The 21789-nt window shown below is 73.2% G+C and carries 19 protein-coding genes; 6 read left to right on the plus strand and 13 right to left on the minus strand.

Annotated features, from left to right (window positions below; all coding sequences use genetic code 11):
* Positions 1 to 2: 2 nt before the first annotated feature.
* The 6 genes from AB0D67_RS30910 to AB0D67_RS30935 all read right to left on the minus strand — a co-directional run bounded on the left by AB0D67_RS30910 (position 3) and on the right by AB0D67_RS30935 (position 10244).
* Positions 3 to 2456, minus strand: coding sequence for a type IV secretion system protein (locus AB0D67_RS30910; RefSeq protein ID WP_362943886.1), 2454 nt, complete (start codon positions 2454 to 2456; stop codon positions 3 to 5).
* Positions 2453 to 4945, minus strand: coding sequence for an ATP-binding protein (locus tag AB0D67_RS30915; RefSeq protein WP_362943888.1), 2493 nt, complete (start codon positions 4943 to 4945; stop codon positions 2453 to 2455). Before AB0D67_RS30915 ends, AB0D67_RS30910 begins: the two co-directional genes overlap by 4 nt.
* Positions 4946 to 5113: 168 nt before the next feature.
* A complete protein-coding gene (locus AB0D67_RS30920; protein WP_362943890.1) occupies positions 5114 to 7396 on the minus strand; it encodes a TcpE family conjugal transfer membrane protein in 2283 nt (760 codons plus the stop codon).
* 46 nt (positions 7397 to 7442) lie between these two features.
* Positions 7443 to 7712, minus strand: coding sequence for a hypothetical protein (locus AB0D67_RS30925; RefSeq protein ID WP_362943940.1), 270 nt, complete (start codon positions 7710 to 7712; stop codon positions 7443 to 7445).
* 150 nt (positions 7713 to 7862) lie between these two features.
* Positions 7863 to 8900: a conjugal transfer protein gene (locus AB0D67_RS30930; RefSeq protein WP_362943892.1), complete on the minus strand. Its 1038-nt coding sequence runs from the start codon at positions 8898 to 8900 to the stop codon at positions 7863 to 7865.
* A 540-nt stretch (positions 8901 to 9440) separates the two neighbouring features.
* Complete coding sequence (locus AB0D67_RS30935; RefSeq protein ID WP_362943894.1) at positions 9441 to 10244, minus strand: SDR family NAD(P)-dependent oxidoreductase; 804 nt, start codon at positions 10242 to 10244, stop codon at positions 9441 to 9443.
* 100 nt (positions 10245 to 10344) lie between these two features.
* On the opposite strand from AB0D67_RS30935, the gene AB0D67_RS30940 reads away from it, so the two are divergent.
* Positions 10345 to 10935 (plus strand): TetR family transcriptional regulator, encoded by a 591-nt coding sequence (locus AB0D67_RS30940; protein ID WP_362943897.1) that lies wholly within the window; start codon positions 10345 to 10347, stop codon positions 10933 to 10935.
* 282 nt (positions 10936 to 11217) lie between these two features.
* Positions 11218 to 12198 carry an alpha/beta hydrolase gene (locus tag AB0D67_RS30945; protein WP_362943899.1) on the plus strand — a complete coding sequence of 327 codons (981 nt, stop codon included), beginning with the start codon at positions 11218 to 11220 and terminating at the stop codon, positions 12196 to 12198.
* A gap of 128 nt (positions 12199 to 12326) precedes the next feature.
* Here the strand turns inward: AB0D67_RS30945 and AB0D67_RS30950 are convergent, their stop codons facing one another.
* On the minus strand, positions 12327 to 12920 hold the full coding sequence (locus AB0D67_RS30950; RefSeq protein WP_362943902.1) for an XRE family transcriptional regulator: 594 nt from the start codon (positions 12918 to 12920) through the stop codon (positions 12327 to 12329).
* 267 nt (positions 12921 to 13187) lie between these two features.
* On the opposite strand from AB0D67_RS30950, the gene AB0D67_RS30955 reads away from it, so the two are divergent.
* Positions 13188 to 13790, plus strand: a complete 603-nt coding sequence (locus tag AB0D67_RS30955) for a class I SAM-dependent methyltransferase (RefSeq protein WP_362943903.1) — start codon at positions 13188 to 13190, stop codon at positions 13788 to 13790.
* A 189-nt stretch (positions 13791 to 13979) separates the two neighbouring features.
* Here the strand turns inward: AB0D67_RS30955 and AB0D67_RS30960 are convergent, their stop codons facing one another.
* The 5 genes from AB0D67_RS30960 to AB0D67_RS30980 form a co-directional block, all read right to left on the minus strand.
* Entirely contained in the window at positions 13980 to 14291 is a 312-nt protein-coding gene (locus AB0D67_RS30960) for a hypothetical protein (protein ID WP_362943905.1), read from the minus strand.
* Entirely contained in the window at positions 14273 to 14737 is a 465-nt protein-coding gene (locus AB0D67_RS30965) for a hypothetical protein (protein ID WP_362943907.1), read from the minus strand. Before AB0D67_RS30965 ends, AB0D67_RS30960 begins: the two co-directional genes overlap by 19 nt.
* Before the next feature lie 15 nt (positions 14738 to 14752).
* Positions 14753 to 15028 carry a hypothetical protein gene (locus tag AB0D67_RS30970; RefSeq protein WP_362943909.1) on the minus strand — a complete coding sequence of 92 codons (276 nt, stop codon included), beginning with the start codon at positions 15026 to 15028 and terminating at the stop codon, positions 14753 to 14755.
* A 231-nt stretch (positions 15029 to 15259) separates the two neighbouring features.
* Positions 15260 to 16348 (minus strand): redox-regulated ATPase YchF, encoded by a 1089-nt coding sequence (gene ychF / locus AB0D67_RS30975; RefSeq protein WP_362943911.1) that lies wholly within the window; start codon positions 16346 to 16348, stop codon positions 15260 to 15262.
* Positions 16349 to 16359: 11 nt separating this feature from the next.
* Positions 16360 to 17259: a hypothetical protein gene (locus tag AB0D67_RS30980; protein WP_362943913.1), complete on the minus strand. Its 900-nt coding sequence runs from the start codon at positions 17257 to 17259 to the stop codon at positions 16360 to 16362.
* Between the two features lie 129 nt (positions 17260 to 17388).
* Here AB0D67_RS30980 and AB0D67_RS30985 point away from each other — a divergent pair, with 129 nt between their 5' ends.
* Positions 17389 to 18702 (plus strand): DNA recombination protein RmuC, encoded by a 1314-nt coding sequence (locus AB0D67_RS30985; RefSeq protein WP_362943915.1) that lies wholly within the window; start codon positions 17389 to 17391, stop codon positions 18700 to 18702.
* 122 nt (positions 18703 to 18824) lie between these two features.
* Positions 18825 to 19352, plus strand: coding sequence for a DUF6542 domain-containing protein (locus AB0D67_RS30990; RefSeq protein ID WP_362943917.1), 528 nt, complete (start codon positions 18825 to 18827; stop codon positions 19350 to 19352).
* A 170-nt stretch (positions 19353 to 19522) separates the two neighbouring features.
* Here AB0D67_RS30990 and AB0D67_RS30995 read toward each other — a convergent pair whose 3' ends face one another.
* A complete protein-coding gene (locus AB0D67_RS30995) occupies positions 19523 to 20491 on the minus strand; it encodes a 4-hydroxy-3-methylbut-2-enyl diphosphate reductase (RefSeq protein WP_362943919.1) in 969 nt (322 codons plus the stop codon).
* 110 nt (positions 20492 to 20601) lie between these two features.
* On the opposite strand from AB0D67_RS30995, the gene AB0D67_RS31000 reads away from it, so the two are divergent.
* Positions 20602 to 21780, plus strand: coding sequence for a hypothetical protein (locus AB0D67_RS31000; RefSeq protein ID WP_362943921.1), 1179 nt, complete (start codon positions 20602 to 20604; stop codon positions 21778 to 21780).
* Positions 21781 to 21789 lie beyond the last annotated feature (9 nt).

A 21789-nucleotide genomic window follows, 5' to 3' on the forward strand; every position in this document is an offset into this window, starting at 1 on the left:
CGTCAGTCCGCCTCCGGCTTCGAGGCGCGCAGCCAGAACGGCGCGGGCGCATCATCGGCCTGCCTGTCCCGCTCGGAACGGCTGGGCAGCCAGAGCGGGGGCGCCTCGGACCGCCGCTCGGACCTGCCGGGATCGCGCCTGGAGCCGGAGGAGCCGCCGGAGCCGAACAGGCTGCCACCGGACCCCGAGGAGCCGCGCGAGCCGCCCGACGACCCGCCGGAGGAGGAGCGCGACGAGCCGCCGGAGGACCCGCGTGAGGGCGGATCGGAACGCCGGGATCCGCCGCCGCCACCGCCACCGCCGCCGAAGAGGCTCGCACCGCTCCGGCCGCCGCCCGAGGAGGACGGCGCCGCAGACCGGCCCGCCGTCGAACCGGACCCGCCGCCCGGGGAGGAGCCGCCCCGCGGGGCCCAGCCGCCGCCGGACCGCCCGCCGAACCAGCCGTTTCCGCCGCGGCCCCCGGAGGAGCCGCCGGACCTGACGGTTGATCCGCCGGACCCGCCGGATCCGCCCGCCGTACGGCCGGACCCGCCGCCCACCGCGCCGCCGGCCGCGCCGGAGAGGTTGAGCGGCGGCGCCGCGCCCGGACGGGCCGCGGTGACCGGACGGCCCCCGGCCTTGCGCCGCCCGCCCCCCTGGGCGTCGGTGTCCAGCGGCGCGGGCTGCGCGCCCGCCGGGACCCGGGTGCCGGAGGGCGTGCCCGCCGCCGCGCCGCCGTCCTCGCCGCGGACCCTGCCCTGGGCGACCGCCGCGGCCGCCGTCGCCGCGGACGCGCCGGTGGCGAGCGCCGCGGCCTGCAGCGCGGGTTCGGCCTTGCGCATGCCCCAGCGGCCGACCCGGGCCGCCGCGACGGGCGGCAGCACACCCGCCGCCCGCTGCAGGGTCGGCGCGGTGGCGGCGTCGCCGAGCACGCGGGTGGCGAGCGTGTGGCCGTCCATGGAGGCGAACAGGTGCTGGAACGGCCGCCGGTAGAAGAACACCGCGATCGTCAGCAGGGCCATGAACATCACCTGCATGCCCCACGGCATGGCGGTGGAGATGATCAGGGCGTAGCCGTACACCAGGACGCCGAGGACCAGGGCGAGCACCGCCTGCCGCAGCAGCGTGCCGACCAGCATCTCCACCCAGCGCATCGCGATGATGCGGCCGGAGCCGGGATGCACGCCGAGCAGCAGGAAGATCGGCCCGAGGATGAGCAGCAGCAGGAACCCGACCTTGAGCACCAGCAGCGAGACCGCCACCAGGAAGATCAGCACGCCCGCGACCATCGCGGCCAGCAGGGCGCCGATCGCGATGCCGAGCCGGCTCGTCCAATCCTTTCCCTGGAACAGGAAGAAGATCGGCGTGTTCTCCAGAGGCTTGGCGATCTCCTCCTCGTACCGTAGCTGGTGGGAGTTGGTCGCGGGCAGCTGCGCGGCCCGCATCTCGGCGGCGTCGATGGCCTGGATGTCCAGCAGCCTGGGAGCGAGCTTCTGCACGACCGGGGCGGTCGCGTCGGCGGTGCCGAACTCGCCCATCAGCCACGGCTTGCAGACCAGCACCGACCAGAGCGCGTCGGCGTTCTGCTCGACCCCGGGGACGCCGGCCTGGCCGTAGCCGCCGGACCTGACCTGGGGGGCGGGATCGTCCTTGGCGGGCACGCAGGAGGTGCCGCCCGCGCCGGGCAGGCCGGAGAAGGCCGAGTTGACGACCTCGCCGGTCTTGTCGGTGACGACCTTCCCCAGCGAGGTGAAGTCGCCGGGGCGGCTGAAGAACCAGACCGCCACGGTGACCGCGAGGACCATCCAGATGACGCCCTCGGCGGTGGTGGTCGCGCGTTTGCGGATGAGGCCGTACCAGGCGAGCCAGATGGCGCCGAGGATCACGACCGGCCGCAGGTACGGCCAGTACATGGCGTTCGCCAGGTTGGTCACGATGTCGTCGACGACATCCTTGATCGACTCCAGCGGGCCCTCGGTCGCGGCCGCCTGGTAGGTGGTGATGGTCAGCCGGTCGAGCGACTTGGCCCAGGAGAAGACCGTGTTGGCCCAGGCGTTGCCCAGCACCGCCGCGACGTCGTCGCAGCCCAGGTTGTAGGTGTGCCAGAACTGGCCGCTCATGCCGTAGGTGGCGTAGTTGCCCTGCGCCGCCGCGGCCGTCCCGGGCGCGGCCGGGGCGGGCGTCGGCGTGATCGACGCGCCCGACGCCGCGGGCCGGTCCGGGTCCGGGGGCTTGACCAGGCCGTCCACGCCCGAGCCGACGACCTCGGGGGTGAGGTCCGGCGACAGGTCGCAGGGTGCGGCGACGGCGACGGACCCCTCCCCGGGGAACACCAGGGGCAGCGCGAGGAAGGCGGTCAGCGCCACCAGCGCGATGGCGATCCGCCTGCGTAGCCGGCTGCGGGGACTTCTCTTTCCCTTCCGGGAGCCCCCGTGCCCGCCGCGGGACTTCCCGTGCCCCTTGCCGGAGCCCTTCATGAGCGCACCTCCACCGCCACGGCGCCCTGCCTGCTGACTCGGTCTCCCCCGGGCTGACCCTGGGGGTCGGCCGGGGGCCTCTCGTGGGTCGGGTTCGTGTCGAGCCAGCGCAGCAGCTCGTCGGAGATGAGGTCCACCCCGATGCGGCCTGCGCGGCCGTCCAGGTCGCGGAAGACGCACTCTCCGTTGCCGAGCGAGCGCAGGACCGCCTTGTGCTCCTCGGAGGGCTCGACCCCGAGGAGCGCCATCACGTGGCCGACCTCCACCCGCTCGGTGGACCGGAACGCGAACACCGACGACAGGCAGTTGGTCACCTGCTCGCTCAGCAGGTCGCCCGCGTTCTGCGAGACCAGGACCAGCGCGGTGTTGCGGGAGCGGCCCATCCGGCTCACCTCGGGCACCAGCTTGGCGCCCTCGGGGGTGGAGGTGATCGCCCACGCCTCGTCCAGGAAGATCGCCTTGGGGGTCCGCCGGTCGAGGCCGTTCATCAGGCCCCGGGCGAACTGCGCGACGAGGTAGAGCAGCGCCACCGACAGCCGCTGCTCGTAGGAGTAGTCGTCGCGGCCGGTGGCGGCGTCCGGGAGGGTCAGGCCGCCGAGGGTGAAGACCGTGGTCCAGCCCTCGGTGTCGATCTGCTCGCCGCCGGAGGGGTCGAAGCAGAGCCGGGCCAGGTGCATCTCCGACATGGAGCGCAGCACCGCGCCCAGGTTCTTGGAGGCGGCGTCGTCGGTCTGCTCCAGGAACTCCACGACCTTCGCCAGCGAGGGGTCCTCGCCGTTGGCGACCGCCGCGACCGCCTGGATCATCGCCGACTCCCGCTCCTCCGACATGCGCGGCAGCAGCAGGCGCAGCGTCTCGCTCGCCATCGTCTTCTTGGCGGCGATGTCGTCGCCGAAGGAGAACGGGTCCAGCAGGCCGGGGGCCGCCGAGCCGAGCGGGATGATCCGCGCCCTGCGGCCCCGGTTGCGCAGCAGCTGCACCAGCGACTCGGCGTCGCCCTTGGGGTCGATGACCGCGACCGTCACGCCGCGCAGCGCCATCTGGTAGATCATCAGCAGCGCCAGCGTGGTCTTGCCGCCGCCGGGCTCGCCGGTGATCGCGATGGCCGTCGGGCGGTTGCGGGTGGCCGCCACCAGCGGGTCGAAGTGCACGATGCTGCGCGCCCGGCCGAGGGTCTCCCCGATGTACGGTCCCATCCACCCGGCGCCCGACTCGTCCACCCGGTCGCCGAGGTCCACGGTCGCGGTCGGCATGCCGCCCGCGATGGTGCGCAGCGGCTGCCTCTGGGCGTAGGCGTTGACCCGGACCCGCTCGCCCGGCAGCGCCTCGCAGAACAGCGAGAACTGGTCGCCGGTGGAGTTGACGATGTCGATGCCCATGTCGCGGTAGTGCTCCACGACGGCCTCGACCCGCTGCACGCAGATCTCCTCGGTCGGGGCCGACACGATCAGCCGGTGCCAGCCGTACACGAACGGCAGGCGTTCCTTGGTGATGCCGTGCTCCAGCATCCGGGCCGCGTCGATCTGCTCGGCCAGCGCCAGCGGCGCCTCGGCGCCCGCCTCGCGGATGTGGATGTCCATGTCGCGGGCGTGGGCGAGCTTGCGCGCGACGTCCTTGCTGGCCTTGACCGGCGAGATCAGCCGCATCCGCGACGAGACCTCCACCGGGAACGGCAGCTGGTCGGCGAAGTGCGTCCACGGCTCGCCGTCGGGGAACGGCATCAGGTCGGGGAAGCGGGCGAACGACAGGTGCGCCACGTAGGAGTCGCCGTACGGCTGCTCGATCCGCAGCAGCGACCTGCCGTTGTGGATCTGCCCCTCGACCAGCGACTCGATCTCGCCCTGCCCCCACCTGCGCTTGGGGCTGGCCGAGGCCGGCGGGTCGCCGAGGGAGCCGGTCGCGGCGTGCTGGAACAGCCAGGCGATCTCGGTGGAGGTGGCGTGCCGGGCGTACAGGGCGCTGGCCGACAGCGCCCGGCCCAGCCGCTCGGCCTGCTCGGTCCACCGGGCGACCTCGGTCCTGGGGACGTGGTCGTCGTCGATGCCGAGGGCCTTCTCGCCGCGCTGGTAGAAGCCGAAGATCTGGGAGAGCACGCCGTCGCCGACCTGCCTGCCGCGCGGCCCGAGCCGCACGCCGAGGTAGACCTCCTTGGACCAGAAGTCCTTGGCCCAGACGTGGCGGTACATGTCCTCCAGGTAGTCGCGCCAGCCCGGCCCCTCGTCGGAGGTGGCGTTCAGCGCCATCGCCCACTCGGCCGCCGGGTAGGTGCGGTGCGCCACCCGCAGGTGCACCTCGGCGTCCGGCATCCGGATCGCCGCCAGCGCGATGGTGATGTTGGTGGCCAGCGCCTCCCGCTCCTCGGGGGTGACGAACTCGTAGCTCACCGTCGGCAGCCTGAAGTAGGCCCAGACCGCCGAGTCGGTCAGCAGGATCCGGTCGTCGAAGTACCGGACCGCGAGACGGCTGTGCGCCCGTGACGCGCGGCTCACCTGATCCCCCCCGTCCGGTCCCCGGCGTGACCCGCCGGCCGTACGGCGCGGCCCGCCCGGCCACCCGTCAGGCGTACGGCGCCGGTCCGCCCGCCCGTCCGCCCTGCGCGGCCGTTCACCACGTCACCTCGTCATGCCCGTACACCACGTCTCGTCCCGCCCGGGGGATCACTTGGCCAGCTCCTCCTCGCTCGATCGGACCGTCTGTGCCGTTCCGAGTCCCGCGACCACGACCCCGGCCAGCGCGAGGTACGCCCGGCGGCCGGCAGTCCGCAGGTGGGACGGCTCGACCAGCTCGGACCTGCCCGGGGCCAGCTCGTCCTCCCACGGCACCCGCACGATCGCCCGGCACCTGCCGCGCGCGACCGCCTCGGCCTGCTCGACGTCGCCCATGCTGCGGCGGCTGACGCCGTTGACCACCAGGACCGCGCGGCGCCGCAGGTCGGCGCAGCCGTGCCCGTCGAGCCACTCGTAGGTCATGGCCACCGCGTCCGGGCCGTCCTCGCTGGCCGGGACGACCAGGACGAGCTGGTCGGCGTAGGGCAGCACCCGGGCGGCCAGCGCCGCCGCGGGGTCGACGACCACGAGCTTGTAGTGCTGCTCCAGCGTGTCCATGGCCTGGCCGAGCCGCCGGTCGGAGAAGAGCGTGCGGTCCGCCAGGCGCTGTTCGGCCCCGGCGTCGCTGTCGCCGGCCAGCACCTCCAGGCCGGAGGCGCAGCGGCTGGTGTAGGCGCGCATGCCGAGGTAGCCGTGGACGGTGTCGAGGCCGGCCAGCAGCGAGGTCAGCGTCTCGGGCGACTCGCCCCTGACCCGGCTGGAGAGGTTGTGGCGGCCCACGCCGGCGTCGACCGCGAGCACCCGGTCCTCGCGGTGCCTCGCGAGGGTGTGCCCCAGCATGAGCGCGGTCGTGGTCTGCCCCGCGCCGCCGGTGCAGCCCAGCACGACCACCCGGCGGCTGCCGGGGAACGGCGCGGTGGCCCGCGCCTCGTCGATCTCCGAACCGTCCGTACGGCCTCCGCCGCCGGGCCCGACGACCACCTGGGCCAGCCGCCGCCACCCGCCGGAGGAGTCACGGCCGACGACCGACTCCACCCGGCGGATCCGGGCCGCGCCGGGGACGGGCTCGTCGCCGCGGGTGGTGCGGGGCACCGGCACCGCGGGCGCCACCGGGTCGGCCGCGGGGCCGGTCGCCGAGGGGACCGCGCGGATCGGGACCCCGCCGGAGCGCGCCGGGGGACGCTCCGCGGGCCGCTGTTCCGCAGGACGTCCGGAAGGATGCCCGGCCGGATGCCCGGTGGAGTGTTCAGAGGGGTGCTCCGCCGGGTGCCCGGAGAGGGGTTCCGCGGGGCGCTCCGGGGACCGCGTCCGCCGCCGCTCGGCGAACCGCTCCAGCGACGCGGGCGCCTGCTCCCCGTCCCGGTCGGCGCCGTCGGCACGGCCGGCTCTCGGGTTCAGGACCTCCTCGGCCCGGCCCGCGCGGCCTGCCTCGTCGGCGCGGCCGGCCTCCGCGGAGGCGGCGAGCCTGCGCAGCCGTCGCAGCGCCTCGGTGTCGATCGGCGGTGTCGCGGCGGACGACCCCCCGGAAGCCGCGGGCCGTGCTTCGGGAGCGGCGGGCCGCTTCCCGGTGAAGACCGTGCGCGTCTCCGCGGTGGCGGGGGCCTCCCGGGCCGCCGGTACGGCGCGCGCCGGGTCCGCCGGGCCCGCCGCAGGGCTCATCGCCCGCACCGGCGCGGTTCCGGCCGCGGCGGGCGGGCGCGCGGCAGGCGGCTCGGTGCGCGAGGGCGCTGCGGACACTGCGGGATCTCCGAGGGGCGGAGCGGGCTCGGCGGGGCTCCCGAGGGCCGGAGCGGTGCCCCGGCGCGCGGCCCGGACCGCACCCCACGCGGCGCGGCCCCGGCTCGTCTGCTCCCCGCCGGTCGTCTCCGCGGCGTACCCGCGGGCGGTCGCGTCCTGGGTGGCCTCCAGGGCCGCCGCGGCGGCGGCCGCCACCGCGGGACGGACCTCGCGGGGGGAGGCGGCGCGCCCGGCCTGGGTGTGCCGGGCCTTGCGCGCGGACTTCACGCGGACGTCGGCGGCCCGCCGGGGGGCGGCCCGCCAGACCTTCCCGGTCAGGGTGATCTCGGCGGGCTCGGCGACCGGCGCCATCCGGCACCAGGTGCGCGGCTCCCCCATGTAGCGGGTCTGCGACTGCAGCAGCTCGGTGAGCCGCTTGCTCTCGATGACCGGGCGGGTGGACAGCCAGGTCACCACCCCGGGCGGCACGATGTAGAGCACGTGCCAGGGGGCGTCGAAGGGCAGGCCGAGAAGCGCGAGCAGCAGCGACCAGGGAACCGCCACACCCACGAACACACCGATCCAGACAATGGGAAGCGGCATCGGCAGCCGTAGGTCGTACAGCTTGTAGAGCCGCTTCTCAATCCGCCAGATATTGGTATACGTGGGCAGATCCACGCGCTCCTCCTTTCCGCCTCTCGTTCTCTGACCGCCTGACGCGGTCTCAACCCCCCGTGATGCCCAGTGCGCCCGCGATCGCCTTGGCCGTCACCTCGATGATGTTCGGCACGTAGAAGATCACTCCGATGGCGATGGCCAGGATGATGAACTGCACGAACCTGGTGATCTCCCTGGTGAAGAGGAAGAAGAGGGCGACGACGGAGACGACGACGAGGAAGAGCGGGGCGAAGAACCTGCGAAGGAAGTCGGCCAGGCCCTGGGTGTTGACGCCGGTCGGAGGAGCGGTCGGCTGAGCGAGGTCGATCGTGCTCAGCAGGATGGTCTTCAGGGTCACTTCTCGTCCTCCGTGCTCATGATCGCGCTCGCCGGGCGGTCACGGGGGCGTGACACGCGCGCCGGGACCCGCCTGCCGCCGGCTCGCCGATCAGGGGGGGTCTGTTCACTGTGCTCCGGCACCGTTCGATCATGAGCTCCCCACAGACCGCTTCGCGCCTCGGATGTCCTTGACGAACCACTTGTCGCCCTGTTTGACCACGGTGAGCCGGTAGGACTGCTCCAGCTTGCCGTTCATCTCCCCGGGGTCGGACGTGGTGGAGTCTGTGGAGGAGCCGGAGCCCGAGGGCACGCCCCACACGACCGTGGCCGTCACCTCGCGGGTGGCGCCGCCGACGAGCGGGACGTCGAGGTCCTTGAGCTCCGCGAAGGTGAAGGCGCCGCCGAACCCGTCCAGGGTCACGCCGGCGGCGGCGTACCGCTGCAGGGAGACGGTGTCGCCCGCGGCGTACGCCTTGAAGAAGTCGGCCAGCGGGGTGCGCAGCTCCTGCTCGGCGGCCTCGTCGCTCTCCGGCGCGGCGACCGGGGGCAGGTTGGCCGGGGCCGGGGCGGGGAGGATGCCGGGGCGGCCGGAGACGACGAGCCTGCCCTTCTCGGCGTCGTAGTAGACCGGCACCGACAGGAGCTGGCGCCGGTTGCCCGCCTGGAACGCCATGGTCACGACGGCGTTCCGGTCGTCGACGATCTCGGTGTCGTACGGCTGGACCGCTCCGGCTGCCATTCGCCCCAGCCCGTCCCAGCCGAGCTGCGGCTCGGCGGCGTCGGGAAGATAGGGGGCCAGCCTGGCGGCCCTCTCCGAGGCCCGGACCGCGTCGAAGTTCAGATAGACCGCCGCGAACTGGCTGGCGAAGGAGGTGGCCCGGCCGACCGGGAACCCGGAGTCGGCGGAGACGGCGGACGGGCCGCTCACGGCGTTCTGCCCGGTGGCACGCTCGAAGATGGCGCGCACGCCGTTCACCACGATGACGACGATCAGCGCCCAGATGACGATCCGGCCGACCCAGACCAGCCACCGGCCGCCTCCGCCGGACCAGCGGCCCCGCGAGGCGCCGCGCCCGCGCGCCGGGGCCGGGTCGAGCTCCTGATCGTCGAGGGAACCCGGGTACGCCGACAGCTCGGCGTCGCCGGTGATCCGAGGATCACGCTGGAGCGCTGCCCTTCGAGCCATCATTCCTCCGCTCGCGCCGATCCCCCGGCCGGCGCGGTTTCGTATTACCCGCGACCCCGTTAACCATGGTCAAGGACTTACTCTAACCGCCTCGCCGATTGTTCCAGGAAAGCCACGCCTATGCTGCAGGCATCGTCCTTACCGAGCAAACCGGGTCTGGGACGCCGACGGCACGGTGACCTGCGCCGTTCGCGGAGAGAAAACATATTCCTCCAGGTCGGCGCATGCCTCGATTACTGAAACGCCACGCATTGCTCACCAAACAGCACCGAGACTGTCCCGACCTGCGCATTTATCCCGGAAAGCATTACTCAGCGTCACTGAATGACGAATCGGACCTGCTCAGCCCATCAGGCCCGCCGGGAGGTCGCGGCGCGGCAGGCACCCGCGAGGCGCCGGGCCGCGTGCCCCCGGGGGACCGGCCGCCCGCCCCGGGACATGCTCTCCCCCGGGCGCGCGGGCGTACGGACAGCGCCACCGGCGGCCCGGCCGTGCCCCGATCCTTTCTCGCGGACGCGCGGACGCGCGGACGCGCGAAGTTCAGTCTCCGGGCGGGAGCATGGCCCGGCGTCCCGGAGCGGCGGGAGACCGGACGGTCATGCCGCCGTCGACGACGAGGAGCTGCCCGGTGAGGTAGCGCGACTCGTCGGAGGCGAGGAAGACCATGGTGTGGCCGATGTCCTCCGGGTCGCCGAGGTAGGGCAGGGCGTTCGTGCGCTTGAGGTCTTCGACGACGTCCGGGGGCAGGTTGTCCAGCAGAGCGGGGGTGACCACCGCGCCCGGCGCCACGGCGTTGCAGCGCACGCGGTGCGGGCCGTACTGCACGGCGATCGACTTCGTGAGGTTGATGACGGCGGCCTTCACCGCGCCGTAGGAGATCTGCACGACGTCCCCGACCAGGCCGGCCACGGAGGCGGTGTTGATGATCGAACCACCGCCGGCCCGGATCATGTGGGGGATGGCGTGCCGGGAGCCCAGGAGCGTGCTGCGCACGTTGAGGGCGACGGCGCGGTCGAACTCGGCCATGTCCAGCCGCAGCAGGTCCAGGTCCGCGCGCGGGTCCGTGCCGCCGACGTGGTTGCAGAGGACGTCCAGGCGGCCGAACTCGCCGACGGCGGCGCCCACCATGCCCGCCACGGAGTCCTCGTCCATGACGTCCACCGTCAGCGGGAGCGAGCGGCCGCCGGCGGCATCGACCAGCCGGGCCGTCTCCAGCGCGGCCTCCCCGTCGCGGTCGGCCACGGCGACCAGGGCGCCCTGTGCGCTCATCAGCCGCGCGGCGGCGCGGCCGATGCCGCCGCCGGCTCCGGTGATCAGCGCGACCTTCTCCTTCAGGCGGTTCATCGAACGGTCCCTCGCTCCCCCATCGGCATGTCAACAGTGATGACATCGTATGTCATCTATGATGACCAGCCTCTTCGGCGAAAACGGAAAGGGGCCGTCCATGACGGTGGGACCGCAGGGCCGGGCACGCCGCCGGTCGGCGGCGGCGACCCGGCAGGCGATCTCCGAGGCGGCGCGCGAGCTCTTCGCGGACAACGGCTTCGAGGCGGTGGGCATCCGGGTCATCGCCGCCCGCGCCGGCGTGGACGCGGCGCTGGTCATCCGTTACTTCGGCTCCAAGGAGCGGCTCTTCCTGGAGGTCATGGCCGTCGACCTGCCGATGACCGCGATCATGGAGGGGCCGCTGGAGAACCTCGGACCGGCCCTCGTGGAGCATGTGCTCGACCTGTCCTCCTCCCCCGCGGGAACCCTGGCGGTGACCTCGCTGTCCGCGCTCTTCCGCGCCTCGGAGCGGGCGCCGGTCCAGCGGACCCTGCGCGAGACCATCGAGAGGGCCTTCGCCGTCCCACTGGCCGGTCGGCTCCGCGGCGGCGACGCCGAGCTGCGGGCCCATCTGATCGCGGCCCAGATCGGGGGCCTGCTCACCTCCCTGCACGTCGTGCGGGACCCGGTGCTCGGCCGCGCCGACCGGGCGAGCCTGGCCGCCTGGTACGGCGCCGCCATCCAGCGACTCGTCGACGGGGAGGGCTGAACCGCCCCGGCTCCGCGGGCGTCCATGGCCTCCGGCGGTCCGCCGGGGCCGATGAGACGGCCGGCAGGAACCGGCGCCCTCGGCGGCGGCGCGTTCCACCACGGTGGAACGGATTTGCTGAATCCGCAAACGAATTCGCCATCCGGGCGGAATCCGCCGCATGCTCGGCGTGCCCGACGTACCGGGCGTGCTCGGCATGTTCGGCGCCGAGGCAGTCGGGGAAACGGAACGACGGACGGAGCCGCCGGGGCGTTGAAGGCCGGCGGTCCCGAAGGAGGGCGCATGTCGCGACAGGCCATGGAGATCACACACCGATCGGTGTCCTCACCGGGGGGCCGGATCCACATCGCGGAGCAGGGAACCGGGCCGCTGGTGCTGCTCGTCCACGGCTTCCCGGAAACCTGGTACTCCTGGCGCCACCAGATGCCGGCGCTCGCGGCAGCGGGATATCGTGCGGTCGCCATCGACGTACGCGGCTACGGCCGCTCCTCCGCACCGGCCGCGACGGACGCGTACCGGATGCTCGACCTGGTGGAGGACGGCGTCTCGGTGGTGCACGCCCTGGGCGAGGAGACCGCGGTCGTCGTCGGCCACGACTGGGGCGCCACCATCGCCGCGACGTCCGCCCTGCTCAGGCCGGAGATCTTCCGGGCGGTGGGACTGCTGAGCGTTCCCTACACCCCGCCCGGCGGGCCCCGCCCCAGCGACGTCTTCGCGCAGCTGGGCGGGGACGAGGAGTTCTACGTCTCGTACTTCCAGGAGCCGGGCCGCGCCGAGGCGGAGATCGAACCCGACGTACGCGGCTGGCTCGCGGGCTTCTACGCGGCCCTGTCCGCCGACACCATGCCCGCGCCCGGCGCCCCCGATCCGCACTTCGTCGGCAGAGGGGGGACGCTGCGCGACCGTTTCCCCGCCGGACGGCTGCCCGCGTGGCTCGGTGAGCGGGACCTCGACGTCTACGCCGGAGAGTTCGAACGCACGGGCATGACCGGGGCGCTCAACCGCTACCGGAACATGGACCGCGACTGGGAGGACCTCGCCGCCTTCGAGGGCGCCCCCGTCACCCAGCCGTCCCTGTTCGTCGGCGGCACGCTGGACGTCTCCACGACGTGGCTGGCCGACGCGATCGAGGCGTACCCGGTCACGCTGCCCGGCCTGCTCTCCTGCCACCTCCTCGACGGCTGCGGCCACTGGGTCCAGCAGGAGCGTCCCGCCGAGGTCAACCGGCTCCTGACCGACTGGCTCGCCGCCCTGCCCACCTGACGGATCCGCCTGACGTGCCCGCGCGCCACCCGGTGAGGTGGACACCCGGCCGGATGACGGGGCGGCACCGTCCGGACCGTCGCGCCCTGTTCACGGGTGGAGCCGGCCGGGGTCCGCTTCCGCACCGGTCAGAGGCCGTCGGGGCGGTAGCGGGCCCGGATGTGGACGCGTTCCCCCTGGGGGCCGAAGATGCTGAGGAACTCCACCGGGCGCTCGTCGGCGTTGCCGAACCAGTGCGGGAGATGGGTGTCGAACTCGGCGACCTCGCCGTCCGCGAGGACGAAGTCCCTGTCGCCGAGCACGATGCGCAGGCGGCCGTTGAGGACGTACAGCCAGTGGTATCCCTCGTGGGATCGGGGGGCGGGCTCGCGGCCGTCGGTCAGGCCCGCGGGAAGGATGTGCTTGAACGCCTGCAGGCCGCCGGGTTTGCGGGTCAGGGGGACGATGGTCACGCCGTCGCGGGTGACCGGCTTCGAGTACACCCGGGGGTCGAGATCGGCCGGGGCGCCGACGAGTTCGTCGATCGGCATCCGGTAGGCCCTGGCCAGGGGCAGCAGGAGTTCGAGGCCGGGCCTGCGGTGCCCGGACTCCAGCCGGGACAGGGTGCTGACCGGGATGCCGGTGGTCTCGGACAGGGCGGTCAGCGTGACGCCGCGGCGACGGCGCAGTTCGCGCAGCCGGGGCCCGACCGCGGTCAGCACGGCGTCGAGGTCATCGTTCATACGACCACTGTGCCCACATTTTTGCATTTTCTGCAAAGAAGTTTGCCACGAGGGCAAAACGGGGGCACCTTGGCGCCGGAGGTGGCCGCGACGCCCCGGGGTTCCCGGGCGGCGACGGCGATCAGCACGAGGCGGCGGCGACCGGTGCCGCCGGAACCGGCGGGACGCACGACCGAGACCGGTGGGACGGCGGACCCGCGACGGCGGCCGGACCGGCGGCTCGCCGGGCCGGCCGCCACCAGAGAGACCGACGAGAGGACCAAGCCCATGGACGCAGACCAGTGGGACGAGATGTACCGCAGCCGCGACCGCCTGTTCAGCGGCAACCCCAACGGCGTGCTCGTCACCGAGATCACCGACCTGCCGCCGGGCCGGGCGCTCGACGTCGGGTGCGGTGAGGGCGCCGACGCGCTCTGGCTGGCCCGGCGCGGCTGGCAGGTCACCGGGATCGACATATCCGAGACCGCCCTGCGACGCGCCGCGGCCTCCGCCGCGGACGTCGAGGACCGCGTGGCCTGGGAGCGGGCCGATCTCATGACCACACCGCCCCCGGCGGGCGCCTTCGACCTGGTGTCCGTCCAGTACTTCCCGCTCCTGCGCCGGGCGGGCCAGGCCGCGCCGCGCGGCCTGCTGGACGCCGTCGCCCCCGGCGGCACCCTGCTCTTCGTCACCCACGCCCTCGCCGACCTGCTCCCACGCCCGGAGGGGGACTTCGACCCCGCCGACTACTACCAGGCAGACGACATCGCCCGACTCCTCGACCGCACCTGGGACGTCCTCGTCGACGAGACCCGCCCCCGCGTCGTCCCGCCGCCCGCCGGCACGCACCACGCCCACGACACCGTCCTGCGGGCACGACGCCTGCCGTGACCCGGCCCCGGAAAGCCTGAGGGCCCGGCCCCGAAGAGCCGGGCCCTTTCCGGCCCGCGTCTCCGCCGGACCGGCGGCGTGGCGATGGAGCCCGCCTCGACCAGCTCGTCGAAGGAGACGATCTCGGCCTTGATGAAGCCCCGCCGGAAGGCCGGTCCCCGGCCGTGTACCGAGAGCTCACGCCCTGGCTCAGTCCACCTCGTTGAGAACCTCGGCCGCCGCCCGTGGATCCATGATGTTGGACCATGCCTGCTCCGCCGGAAGGAGTTCCCTCTCGGGGAGGGCGTACTCGGGGTACCAGCCCTCGGCTTCGCAGCCGGGAACGTTGCGCAAGATGATGGTCATGAGGTTCGGCGGCACAGAGCCGATGATCCGTACGGCGAGGTACGTCTCATGACCGTCATCGGCGCGGATCTGCAACCCCAGAGTGAAGGTGTCGAAGTCGACGACGTGCTCGCGTCCGTCCCGCAGAGTGGCACGGGTCAGGTCGAGCAGGACCACACGCAGACAACGGACAAAGCGGACACCCGCTTCTGCCTGATACCGATGTGGTCCTCTCGCTTCGGCAGAAGGTGTGCCGTGAACGTCGTGGTCCTCAGCGCCTCGGCATGTGTGGCGTTGTGCTGCGCACGGGCCGCCTTGCCCTCCGCCTCCAGCACGGCGTAAAAGTCGCCCCCCGACCCGTCCTCCCGTTTCCCCGCCGCCACCACCCGCGGCAGGTCCGCGTCTATCCAGACGGCCCCGCGCCAGCGCCGTACCTTGACCTTGAACAACACTTGGTCATCGATGGCGCGGATGCGGTCATGCTTGGCGTCGGCATCGGTGAACTGTTCCGCCGCTTTGACGACGATCGGGTGATCGGTCTCGTCCAGCGGAACGGTGACCGGTGGAAGCGGAAGGTCGAGATCATCCCGCAGACAACGCAGGGTGGGGCGTGCTGAGCGCATCGGGTTCCAGCTCTGTCACTCGTCGATCCCGCCGACCGCGTCTATCTCCTCCGCGGTCAGCCCGGTCAGCAGCATCACATCCGATTTGAGCGATCCGTCGAGCACCTGCAACGCATCGACCATGCCGGCCCGCAGGTCCTCGCGCCGTTGCTCCAGGTAGACCCGTACGGCTTCGGCGACAAGGTCCTTCTTCGTCAGACCCAGAAAGTGCGCCCCCTGGCTGATCAGTCGATCCGTCTCCGGATCCACCTTCAGCGGGGACTGCCGGACGGCCTTCGGTGCTACCGCCATGATTCTCACCTCCGAAACCATGGTAGCCAAGTACCTCAAGCCTTGCTTTCAAAGTCGATGAAAAGCGCGGCCGGAGCATCCGGCAGGCCCGTCATCGGCGACGAGGCGGCATGGCACCGGCAGCACCGCCCGCAGACGGCCTGGGTCAACAGAAGGGAACAGAAAGGGGCCAGATCTTTCGATCTGACCCCTGATCAAGGATTCCTCACCCTGAGCCGCGCCGCTCACGCGTCACACGTTGAAGCGGAACTCCACCACGTCGCCGTCGCGCATCACGTAGTCCTTGCCCTCGATGCGGGCCCTGCCCACCTGGCGGGCGGCGGCGATGGAGCCCGCCTCGACCAGCTCGTCGAAGGAGACGATCTCGGCCTTGATGAAGCCCCGCTGGAAGTCGGTGTGGATGACCCCGGCCGCCTCGGGGGCGGTGGCGCCCTTGCGGATCGTCCAGGCCCGGGTCTCCTTGGGGCCGGCGGTCAGGTAGGTCTGCAGGCCGAGGGTCTCGAACCCGACCCTGGCGAGCTGCGACAGACCCGACTCCTCCTGCCCGACCGACTGCAGGAGCTCCAGCGCCTCGTCGTCGGAGAGCTCGACCAGCTCGGACTCGATCTTGGCGTCCAGGAACACGGCCTCGGCCGGGGCGACGAGCGCCGACAGGCGGGCCCGCAGCTCGTCGTCGGTCAGCTCGTCGGCGTCCAGGTTGAAGACGTACAGGAACGGCTTGGCCGTCAGCAGGTGCAGGTCGCGCAGGTCGGCCGGGTCGATGCCGGCGCCCTTGGCCCCGGCGTACAGGGTGGTGCCGCCGTCGAGGAGCTTGACCGCAGCCTCGGCCGCCTCCAGCGCGGCCCGGCGGTCCTTGTTGGTCCGGGCCTCCTTCTGAAGACGCGGGACCGCCTTCTCCAGGGTCTGCAGGTCGGCGAGGATCAGCTCGGTATTGATCGTCTCGATGTCGCGCTCGGGCGAGACGGCGCCGTCCACGTGGGTCACATCGGGGTCACCGAAGACCCGGATGACCTGGCAGATGGCGTCGGTCTCGCGGATGTTGGCGAGGAACTGGTTGCCGCGCCCCTGCCCTTCGGAGGCGCCCCGGACGAGGCCGGCGATGTCGACGAACTCCACCTTCGCCGGGAGGATCTTCGCGGAGCCGAAGATCTCGGCCAGCTTCTCCAGGCGCGGGTCGGGAACGCCGACGATGCCCACGTTGGGCTCGATGGTGGCGAACGGATAGTTCGCCGCCAGGGCGTTGGCGGTCTTGGTCAGCGCGTTGAAAAGCGTCGACTTGCCTACATTGGGAAGTCCGACGATGCCGATGCTCAGGCTCACGTCAGCCGAGTTTACGGTGAATCACGCACTGCTATCCGCCGGAGGCACGTCACGGGGCGGTAGACGGCCTGTCCGCTCGTCTGCAGATAGCGGTCGGAGCCGGGCGGGCAGAGGGCGGCGGCGGTGGTCCTGGCCGTCACCTTGGCCCACGCGCGGGCCGACCCGCAGGGGATCCTGCCGAGCGCGCCCCGGGCCTCGGCCCGGCCGCGCGGCTCGGCCACGCAGTCCCCCACCGCGGGGATCCTGCCCTCCCGCCCCAGGCAGACGATCGTACGGGGACCCGCGGCGAGGGAGTCGAGCGTGGCCGCCGGACACTGCCCGGCCCGCTCCACCACGGCCAGCGCCCTGCCGTACCAGCCGCCGGAGGAGCACGGGCGCTCCCCGCCGCGCGCGGTCACGCAGTCGCCGGCGCGCAGCACCCCGCCTCCCGCGCCGGGGTCGCCCGGATGCGGGGCGGCCAGGTTGCGGACGCACGCCGTACGGCTGTACGAGGCCGGCGGCGAGGAGAAGCCGGGGGTCGGGGAGACCGGCGGCGCGGACGATCCGGAGACCTGGGAAATCGGCGGCGCGGACGACCCCGAGGGCGGGGACGGCGGGGCCGGGGTGATCCCGGCGGGGACCACCATGAGCCCGACGATCTCGTCGGTGTCGGCCGGGCAGTCCTCGGGCCGGTCGCCGACCACGGACAGCACCCGCCCGTCGGCCGACCCGCACGGCACCAGGCCGAAGCGGACGCCGTCCCGGCTCACACAGGCGCCCCGCTCCCACGCCAGCGAGAGGGCGCCCGGGGCGGGACGCGGGCTGGTGCGCCCGGAGACGTACACGCTCGCGGCGACGATCGCCGCCAGCACGGCCAGGATCGCGCCGACGAGGGCCAGCGCCGTCTTCGGCTGCGAGCCTTTCGCGCCCATCGGATCATCACCTTCCGCGCATGAACAAGTACCAAGAGTGACGATACGTGCTCTCGCAGGTGAAATGCGTGACCGGCCGGAAAGGCGTGTCGGAAGGCCGGGAACGGCCGGGCCTGCGATCATTCCGGGGTGGATGTCACGGCACTCGTCTTCCAGCTCGCCATGGGCCTCGCCGCGGGACTCGCGATCGGGTTCCTGCTCGGCAGGGCGCGCGCCTCCTCCGGCGCGGCGGAGGCGAGCGCCCGCGTGGCCGACGCCGAGGCGCGCGCCAGGGCCGCCGAGGAGAAGGCCGCCTACGTCGAGGAGCAGCTCGCCGAGCGGTTCCAGGCCCTGTCGGCCCGCGCCCTCGACGCCAGCAACCTGCGGTTCCTGGAGATGGCCGAGTCCCGGATGGCCGCGGGCCGCGCCGAGGCCGCCGGGGAGCTGGAACGGCGCAAGCAGGCCGTCGAGCACCTGGTCGAGCCGCTGAAGGACACCCTCGCCCGCGTCGAGGCGCAGCTGCGCGACGCCGAGTCGGGCCGCCGCGCCGCGCACGCCGAGCTGGCCAGGCACATCGACATCGTCCGCGAGAGCAACGACCGGCTCCGCCTGCAGACCGACACGCTGGTCCGCGCCCTGCAGCGGCCGGAGGCCCGGGGCCGGTGGGGCGAGCTGCAGCTGCGCCGGGTCGCCGAGATCGCGGGCATGCAGCGGTTCTGCGACTTCGACGAGCAGGCGAGCGTCACCACCGCCGACGGCGCGCTCCGCCCCGACATGGTCGTACGGCTCGCCGGCGGCAAGAACGTCGTGGTCGACTCCAAGGTCTCCCTGGCCGCCTACCTGGAGGCCGCCGAGTCCGGCGACCCCGGCCGCAGCGCCGCCCGGCTCGACGCCCACGCCCGCCACGTGCGCGAGCACGTGGACCGGCTCGCCGCCAAGAGCTACTGGCAGGCGTTCAGCCCGGCGCCGGAGTTCGTGGTGCTGTTCATCCCGGGCGAGGCGTTCCTCGCCCCGGCGCTGGAGCGCGACCCGGAGCTGCTGGAGCACGCCATGCGGCGGCGCGTCCACATCGCCACCCCCACCACGCTGATCACCATGCTCCGCACCGCGCAGTACGCCTGGCAGCAGGCCGCGCTCAGCGAGAACGCGCGGGCGGTCTTCGACCTCGGCAAGGAGCTGTACGAGCGGCTGGGCAGCATGGGGCGGAACGTGGAGACGCTGGGCCGGTCTCTGAGCCGGGCCGTGGAGTCCTACAACCGGGCCGTCGGCTCGCTGGAGACCCGGGTGCTGGTGAGCGCGCGGAAGCTGAACGACCTGGGGCTGGTGGAGGGCGACCTCGACGCGCCCCGCCCGGTCGAGGACCTCCCCCGCGCGCTCACCGCCCCGGAACTGCTGGGAGAAGAGGGGCCAAGCGCGCCTCTTGTGTCCCGGTTGAACGGTAAGTTGGCGAACGACCTGTCCTAGCCTTTCCCTCATCGCCGCGAGCCCCGGTGCCGCGGCGCGGGACGCGGCGACGAGGGGCCCGGGGTCGAGGGAGCGAGCGTGAACGGTCGAGGCGACGGACGGCCGCCTGGCGGGGTGATCGTGTGAACGAGCGGGGGCGGGGCGGCGGCGTCCGGCTGACCGCCCGGGGCGCCGTGGTCTCCGTGCTGGCGTTCACACTGCTGGGCTGCCTCCTGCAGGCGCTGTTCGGGCCGCCCGCCCTGACCGGGGCGGCGTTCGTCGCCGGATGCGCCGTCGCGGTGGCCCTGGTGAACCGGCGCGACCTGCTCACCCTGGTGGTCTCGCCGCCGCTGGTCTTCTTCGCGGCGACGCTGCTCGCCGAGGCGGTCAGGTCCCTGGGGTCGGCCTCGCCGCTCCGGACGCTCGGCCTGGGCCTGTTCACCACGCTGTCGGCGGGCGCCCCCTGGCTGTTCGGCGGCTCACTGCTGGTGCTGGCCGTCGCCTGGCGGCGCGGCCTGGCCGGATGCGTGCGGGAGCTGCGGGAGGAACTTCGGGCCGGCGGCCCCGCCGCCGTCCCGCGCCCGCGCCGGGGTGAGGCCGGCGCCTTCGCACCCGAGCCCGAGGGCTACTTCGAGCCGAAGGTGTACGGCACGCCGCGCGAGGACGCCTGAGCCGCTCCCCCGAGCGGACGTTCTCCGCGTGGGCGTTCTCCTGCGCGTCCGGGTGTTCCCGCGATTCCGTGCCCCGGGTGTTCGCGCGCCCGGTGGCCACGAGGCTCTCCCGGACGGGGCCCGGCGGCCGCGCGCCCGCCGTACGGCGGGCGCGCGGGTGAGGCGCGGAATCAGACGCCGGCGCGGAGGTCCTTGCGCAGCTCGTGCGGGAGCGCGAAGCGGACGCTCTCCTGCACCGACTCGACCTCCTCGACGTCCGCGAAGCCGCGCTCGGCGAGGTGGGCCAGGACCTCGGTCACGAGCTCGTCGGGCACCGAGGCGCCGCTCGTCACGCCCACCGTGGTGACGCCGTCGAGCCACTCGTCCCTGATGAACGAGGCGTCGTCGACGAGGTGGGAGGCGTCGGCCCCGTGGTCGAGGGCGACCTCCACCAGCCGCTTGGAGTTGGAGGAGTTCTGGGAGCCGACGACGATGACGAGCTGCGAGGCGGCCGCGATCTCCTTCACCGCGACCTGGCGGTTCTGGGTGGCGTAGCAGATGTCGTCGCTCGGCGGGTCGATCAGGTTGGGGAAGCGCTCCTTCAGCCGCGTGACCGTCTCGGTGGTCTCGTCGACCGACAGCGTGGTCTGCGACAGCCACACGAGCCGGTCGGGGTCCTTGACCTCGACGGTGCCGACGGCGTCGAGTCCGTCGACCAGCCGGATGTGGTCGGGCGCCTCACCGGCGGTGCCCTCGACCTCCTCGTGCCCCTCGTGGCCGATGAGCAGGATGTCGTAGTCCTGGGAGGCGAAGCGCCTGGCCTCGTTGTGGACCTTGGTCACCAGCGGGCAGGTGGCGTCGATGGTCCGCAGGCCGCGCTCGGCGGCCTCCCGGTGGACCGCCGGGGAGACCCCGTGGGCCGAGAAGACGACGATGGCGCCCTCGGGCACCTCCTCGGTCTCCTCGACGAAGATCGCCCCACGCTTCTCCAGCGTCCGGACCACGTGGGTGTTGTGGACGATCTGCTTGCGCACGTAGACCGGCGCGCCGTACAGCTCCAGCGCCTTCTCCACGGCCTGGACCGCACGGTCGACGCCGGCGCAGTAACCGCGCGGCCTGGCCACGAGGACGCGCCGAGTCGCGGGGGTCTCGAAAGTCATGTTCTCATGCTACGTGGAGCCACCGCCGGGCCCGCCCACCCATCGACGAACTCAGCCGACACAGGTCTTGCCAGACTATGTAGCCGGGAACAGACCTCCAGGGAGACGACATGACGGTCCCCAACATCATTCGAGATGTCACCAGAAAAGCCAAAGACCTGCCTCTTCACATGCTCCAGTCGGCGCTGAGCGGGGTCGGCCAGGCCCTGCTGCTCGGTGACCGCGTACGGAGCACGATCAAGCGGCTGACGAACCAGGAGGAGGCCGAGGAGGCGCGCGGACCGGCCGGGGAGGCCGCCGAGCCGGCGGGACGGACCGGGCAGGCCGGGCAGTCCGGGCTGGACACCGCGCGGGACGCCGACGAGGAGCCGCGCGAGAAGCCGCGCCGCGCGCCGGTCATCTTCGCCCCGCGTCAGGACGCCGCCGCGTCCCCGGCCGGGGAGACCGCCCCCGTCGAGGAGGCCAGGGCGGGGTCCAACGGCGCCAAGGCCCGCCCCGAGCCGGTCATCTTCGCCCCGGCCAAGTCCAGGACCGCCGAACCCGAGGCGGCCGGATCCGAGACCGCGAAGCCCGAGGCCAGGAAGCCTGAGCCCACCGGGACCGAGGCCACGGAGCCGGAGCCCGCGAAGCCCGAGACCGCCGAACCCGAGGCCACGAAGCCGAAGGCCGACGAGCCGAAGGCCGCGGTGGCGGAGGTGGCGGAGCCGGAGCCCGCCGCGCCCGAGGCCGACGCGCCGAAGGCCGCGAAGCCCAAGGCGGCGAAGCCCAAGGCCGCGAAGCCTGCCAAGGACAAGACCGCCAAGCCGGCCAAGACCGCCAAGCCCAAGGCCGCCGAGGCCGGAGCCACCGAAGCCGCCGGAGCCGCGACCGCCGCGCCGGACGCCGGGGAGAAGCCCGCCGCGACCACGGAGCCCGTGTCCGTCGAGCCGGCCGCCGAGGCCGCCGGGATCACCGAGGCCGCTGTCGCCGCGCCGCCGGCCGCCGAGGTCGAGGTCACCGAGGTCCGCGTCGCCGCCCCCGGCGAGGCCGACACCACCGTGGTCGAGGTCACCGGCACGAAGACCGCCCGGCCCGAGGGCGTCGAGCCGACGATCGCGGCCGTCGAGCTGCCCGAGGAGCCGATGCCCGGGTACGGCCAGCTGACGGTCGCCTCGCTGCGCGCCCGGATGCGCGGCAGGTCCGCCGAGCAGATCCGGCTGCTGCTGGACTACGAGCGGGCCACCACGGCCCGCCCGGAGGTCGTGCGGATGTACGAGAACCGCCTGGCCAAGCTGGCGGCCGCCGAGTAGGCGCCGGCG

Source organism: Streptosporangium sp. NPDC048047 (genome assembly GCF_040653115.1).
Classification (GTDB): domain Bacteria; phylum Actinomycetota; class Actinomycetes; order Streptosporangiales; family Streptosporangiaceae; genus Streptosporangium.

Excerpts from the sequence above, each read along its gene's own strand:
- AB0D67_RS31000 (WP_362943921.1), top strand. The coding sequence starts at position 20,602 with ATGACGGTCCCCAACATCATTCGAGATGTCACCAGAAAAGCCAAAGAC.
- AB0D67_RS30950 (WP_362943902.1), bottom strand. The coding sequence starts at position 12,920 with ATGAACGATGACCTCGACGCCGTGCTGACCGCGGTCGGGCCCCGGCTG.
- AB0D67_RS30965 (WP_362943907.1), bottom strand. The coding sequence starts at position 14,737 with ATGCGCTCAGCACGCCCCACCCTGCGTTGTCTGCGGGATGATCTCGAC.
- AB0D67_RS30910 (WP_362943886.1), bottom strand. The coding sequence starts at position 2,456 with ATGAAGGGCTCCGGCAAGGGGCACGGGAAGTCCCGCGGCGGGCACGGG.
- AB0D67_RS30995 (WP_362943919.1), bottom strand. The coding sequence starts at position 20,491 with ATGACTTTCGAGACCCCCGCGACTCGGCGCGTCCTCGTGGCCAGGCCG.
- AB0D67_RS30955 (WP_362943903.1), top strand. The coding sequence starts at position 13,188 with ATGGACGCAGACCAGTGGGACGAGATGTACCGCAGCCGCGACCGCCTG.
- AB0D67_RS30980 (WP_362943913.1), bottom strand. The coding sequence starts at position 17,259 with ATGGGCGCGAAAGGCTCGCAGCCGAAGACGGCGCTGGCCCTCGTCGGC.
- AB0D67_RS30970 (WP_362943909.1), bottom strand. The coding sequence starts at position 15,028 with ATGGCGGTAGCACCGAAGGCCGTCCGGCAGTCCCCGCTGAAGGTGGAT.
- AB0D67_RS30945 (WP_362943899.1), top strand. The coding sequence starts at position 11,218 with ATGTCGCGACAGGCCATGGAGATCACACACCGATCGGTGTCCTCACCG.
- AB0D67_RS30935 (WP_362943894.1), bottom strand. The coding sequence starts at position 10,244 with ATGAACCGCCTGAAGGAGAAGGTCGCGCTGATCACCGGAGCCGGCGGC.
- AB0D67_RS30930 (WP_362943892.1), bottom strand. The coding sequence starts at position 8,900 with ATGGCTCGAAGGGCAGCGCTCCAGCGTGATCCTCGGATCACCGGCGAC.
- AB0D67_RS30940 (WP_362943897.1), top strand. The coding sequence starts at position 10,345 with ATGACGGTGGGACCGCAGGGCCGGGCACGCCGCCGGTCGGCGGCGGCG.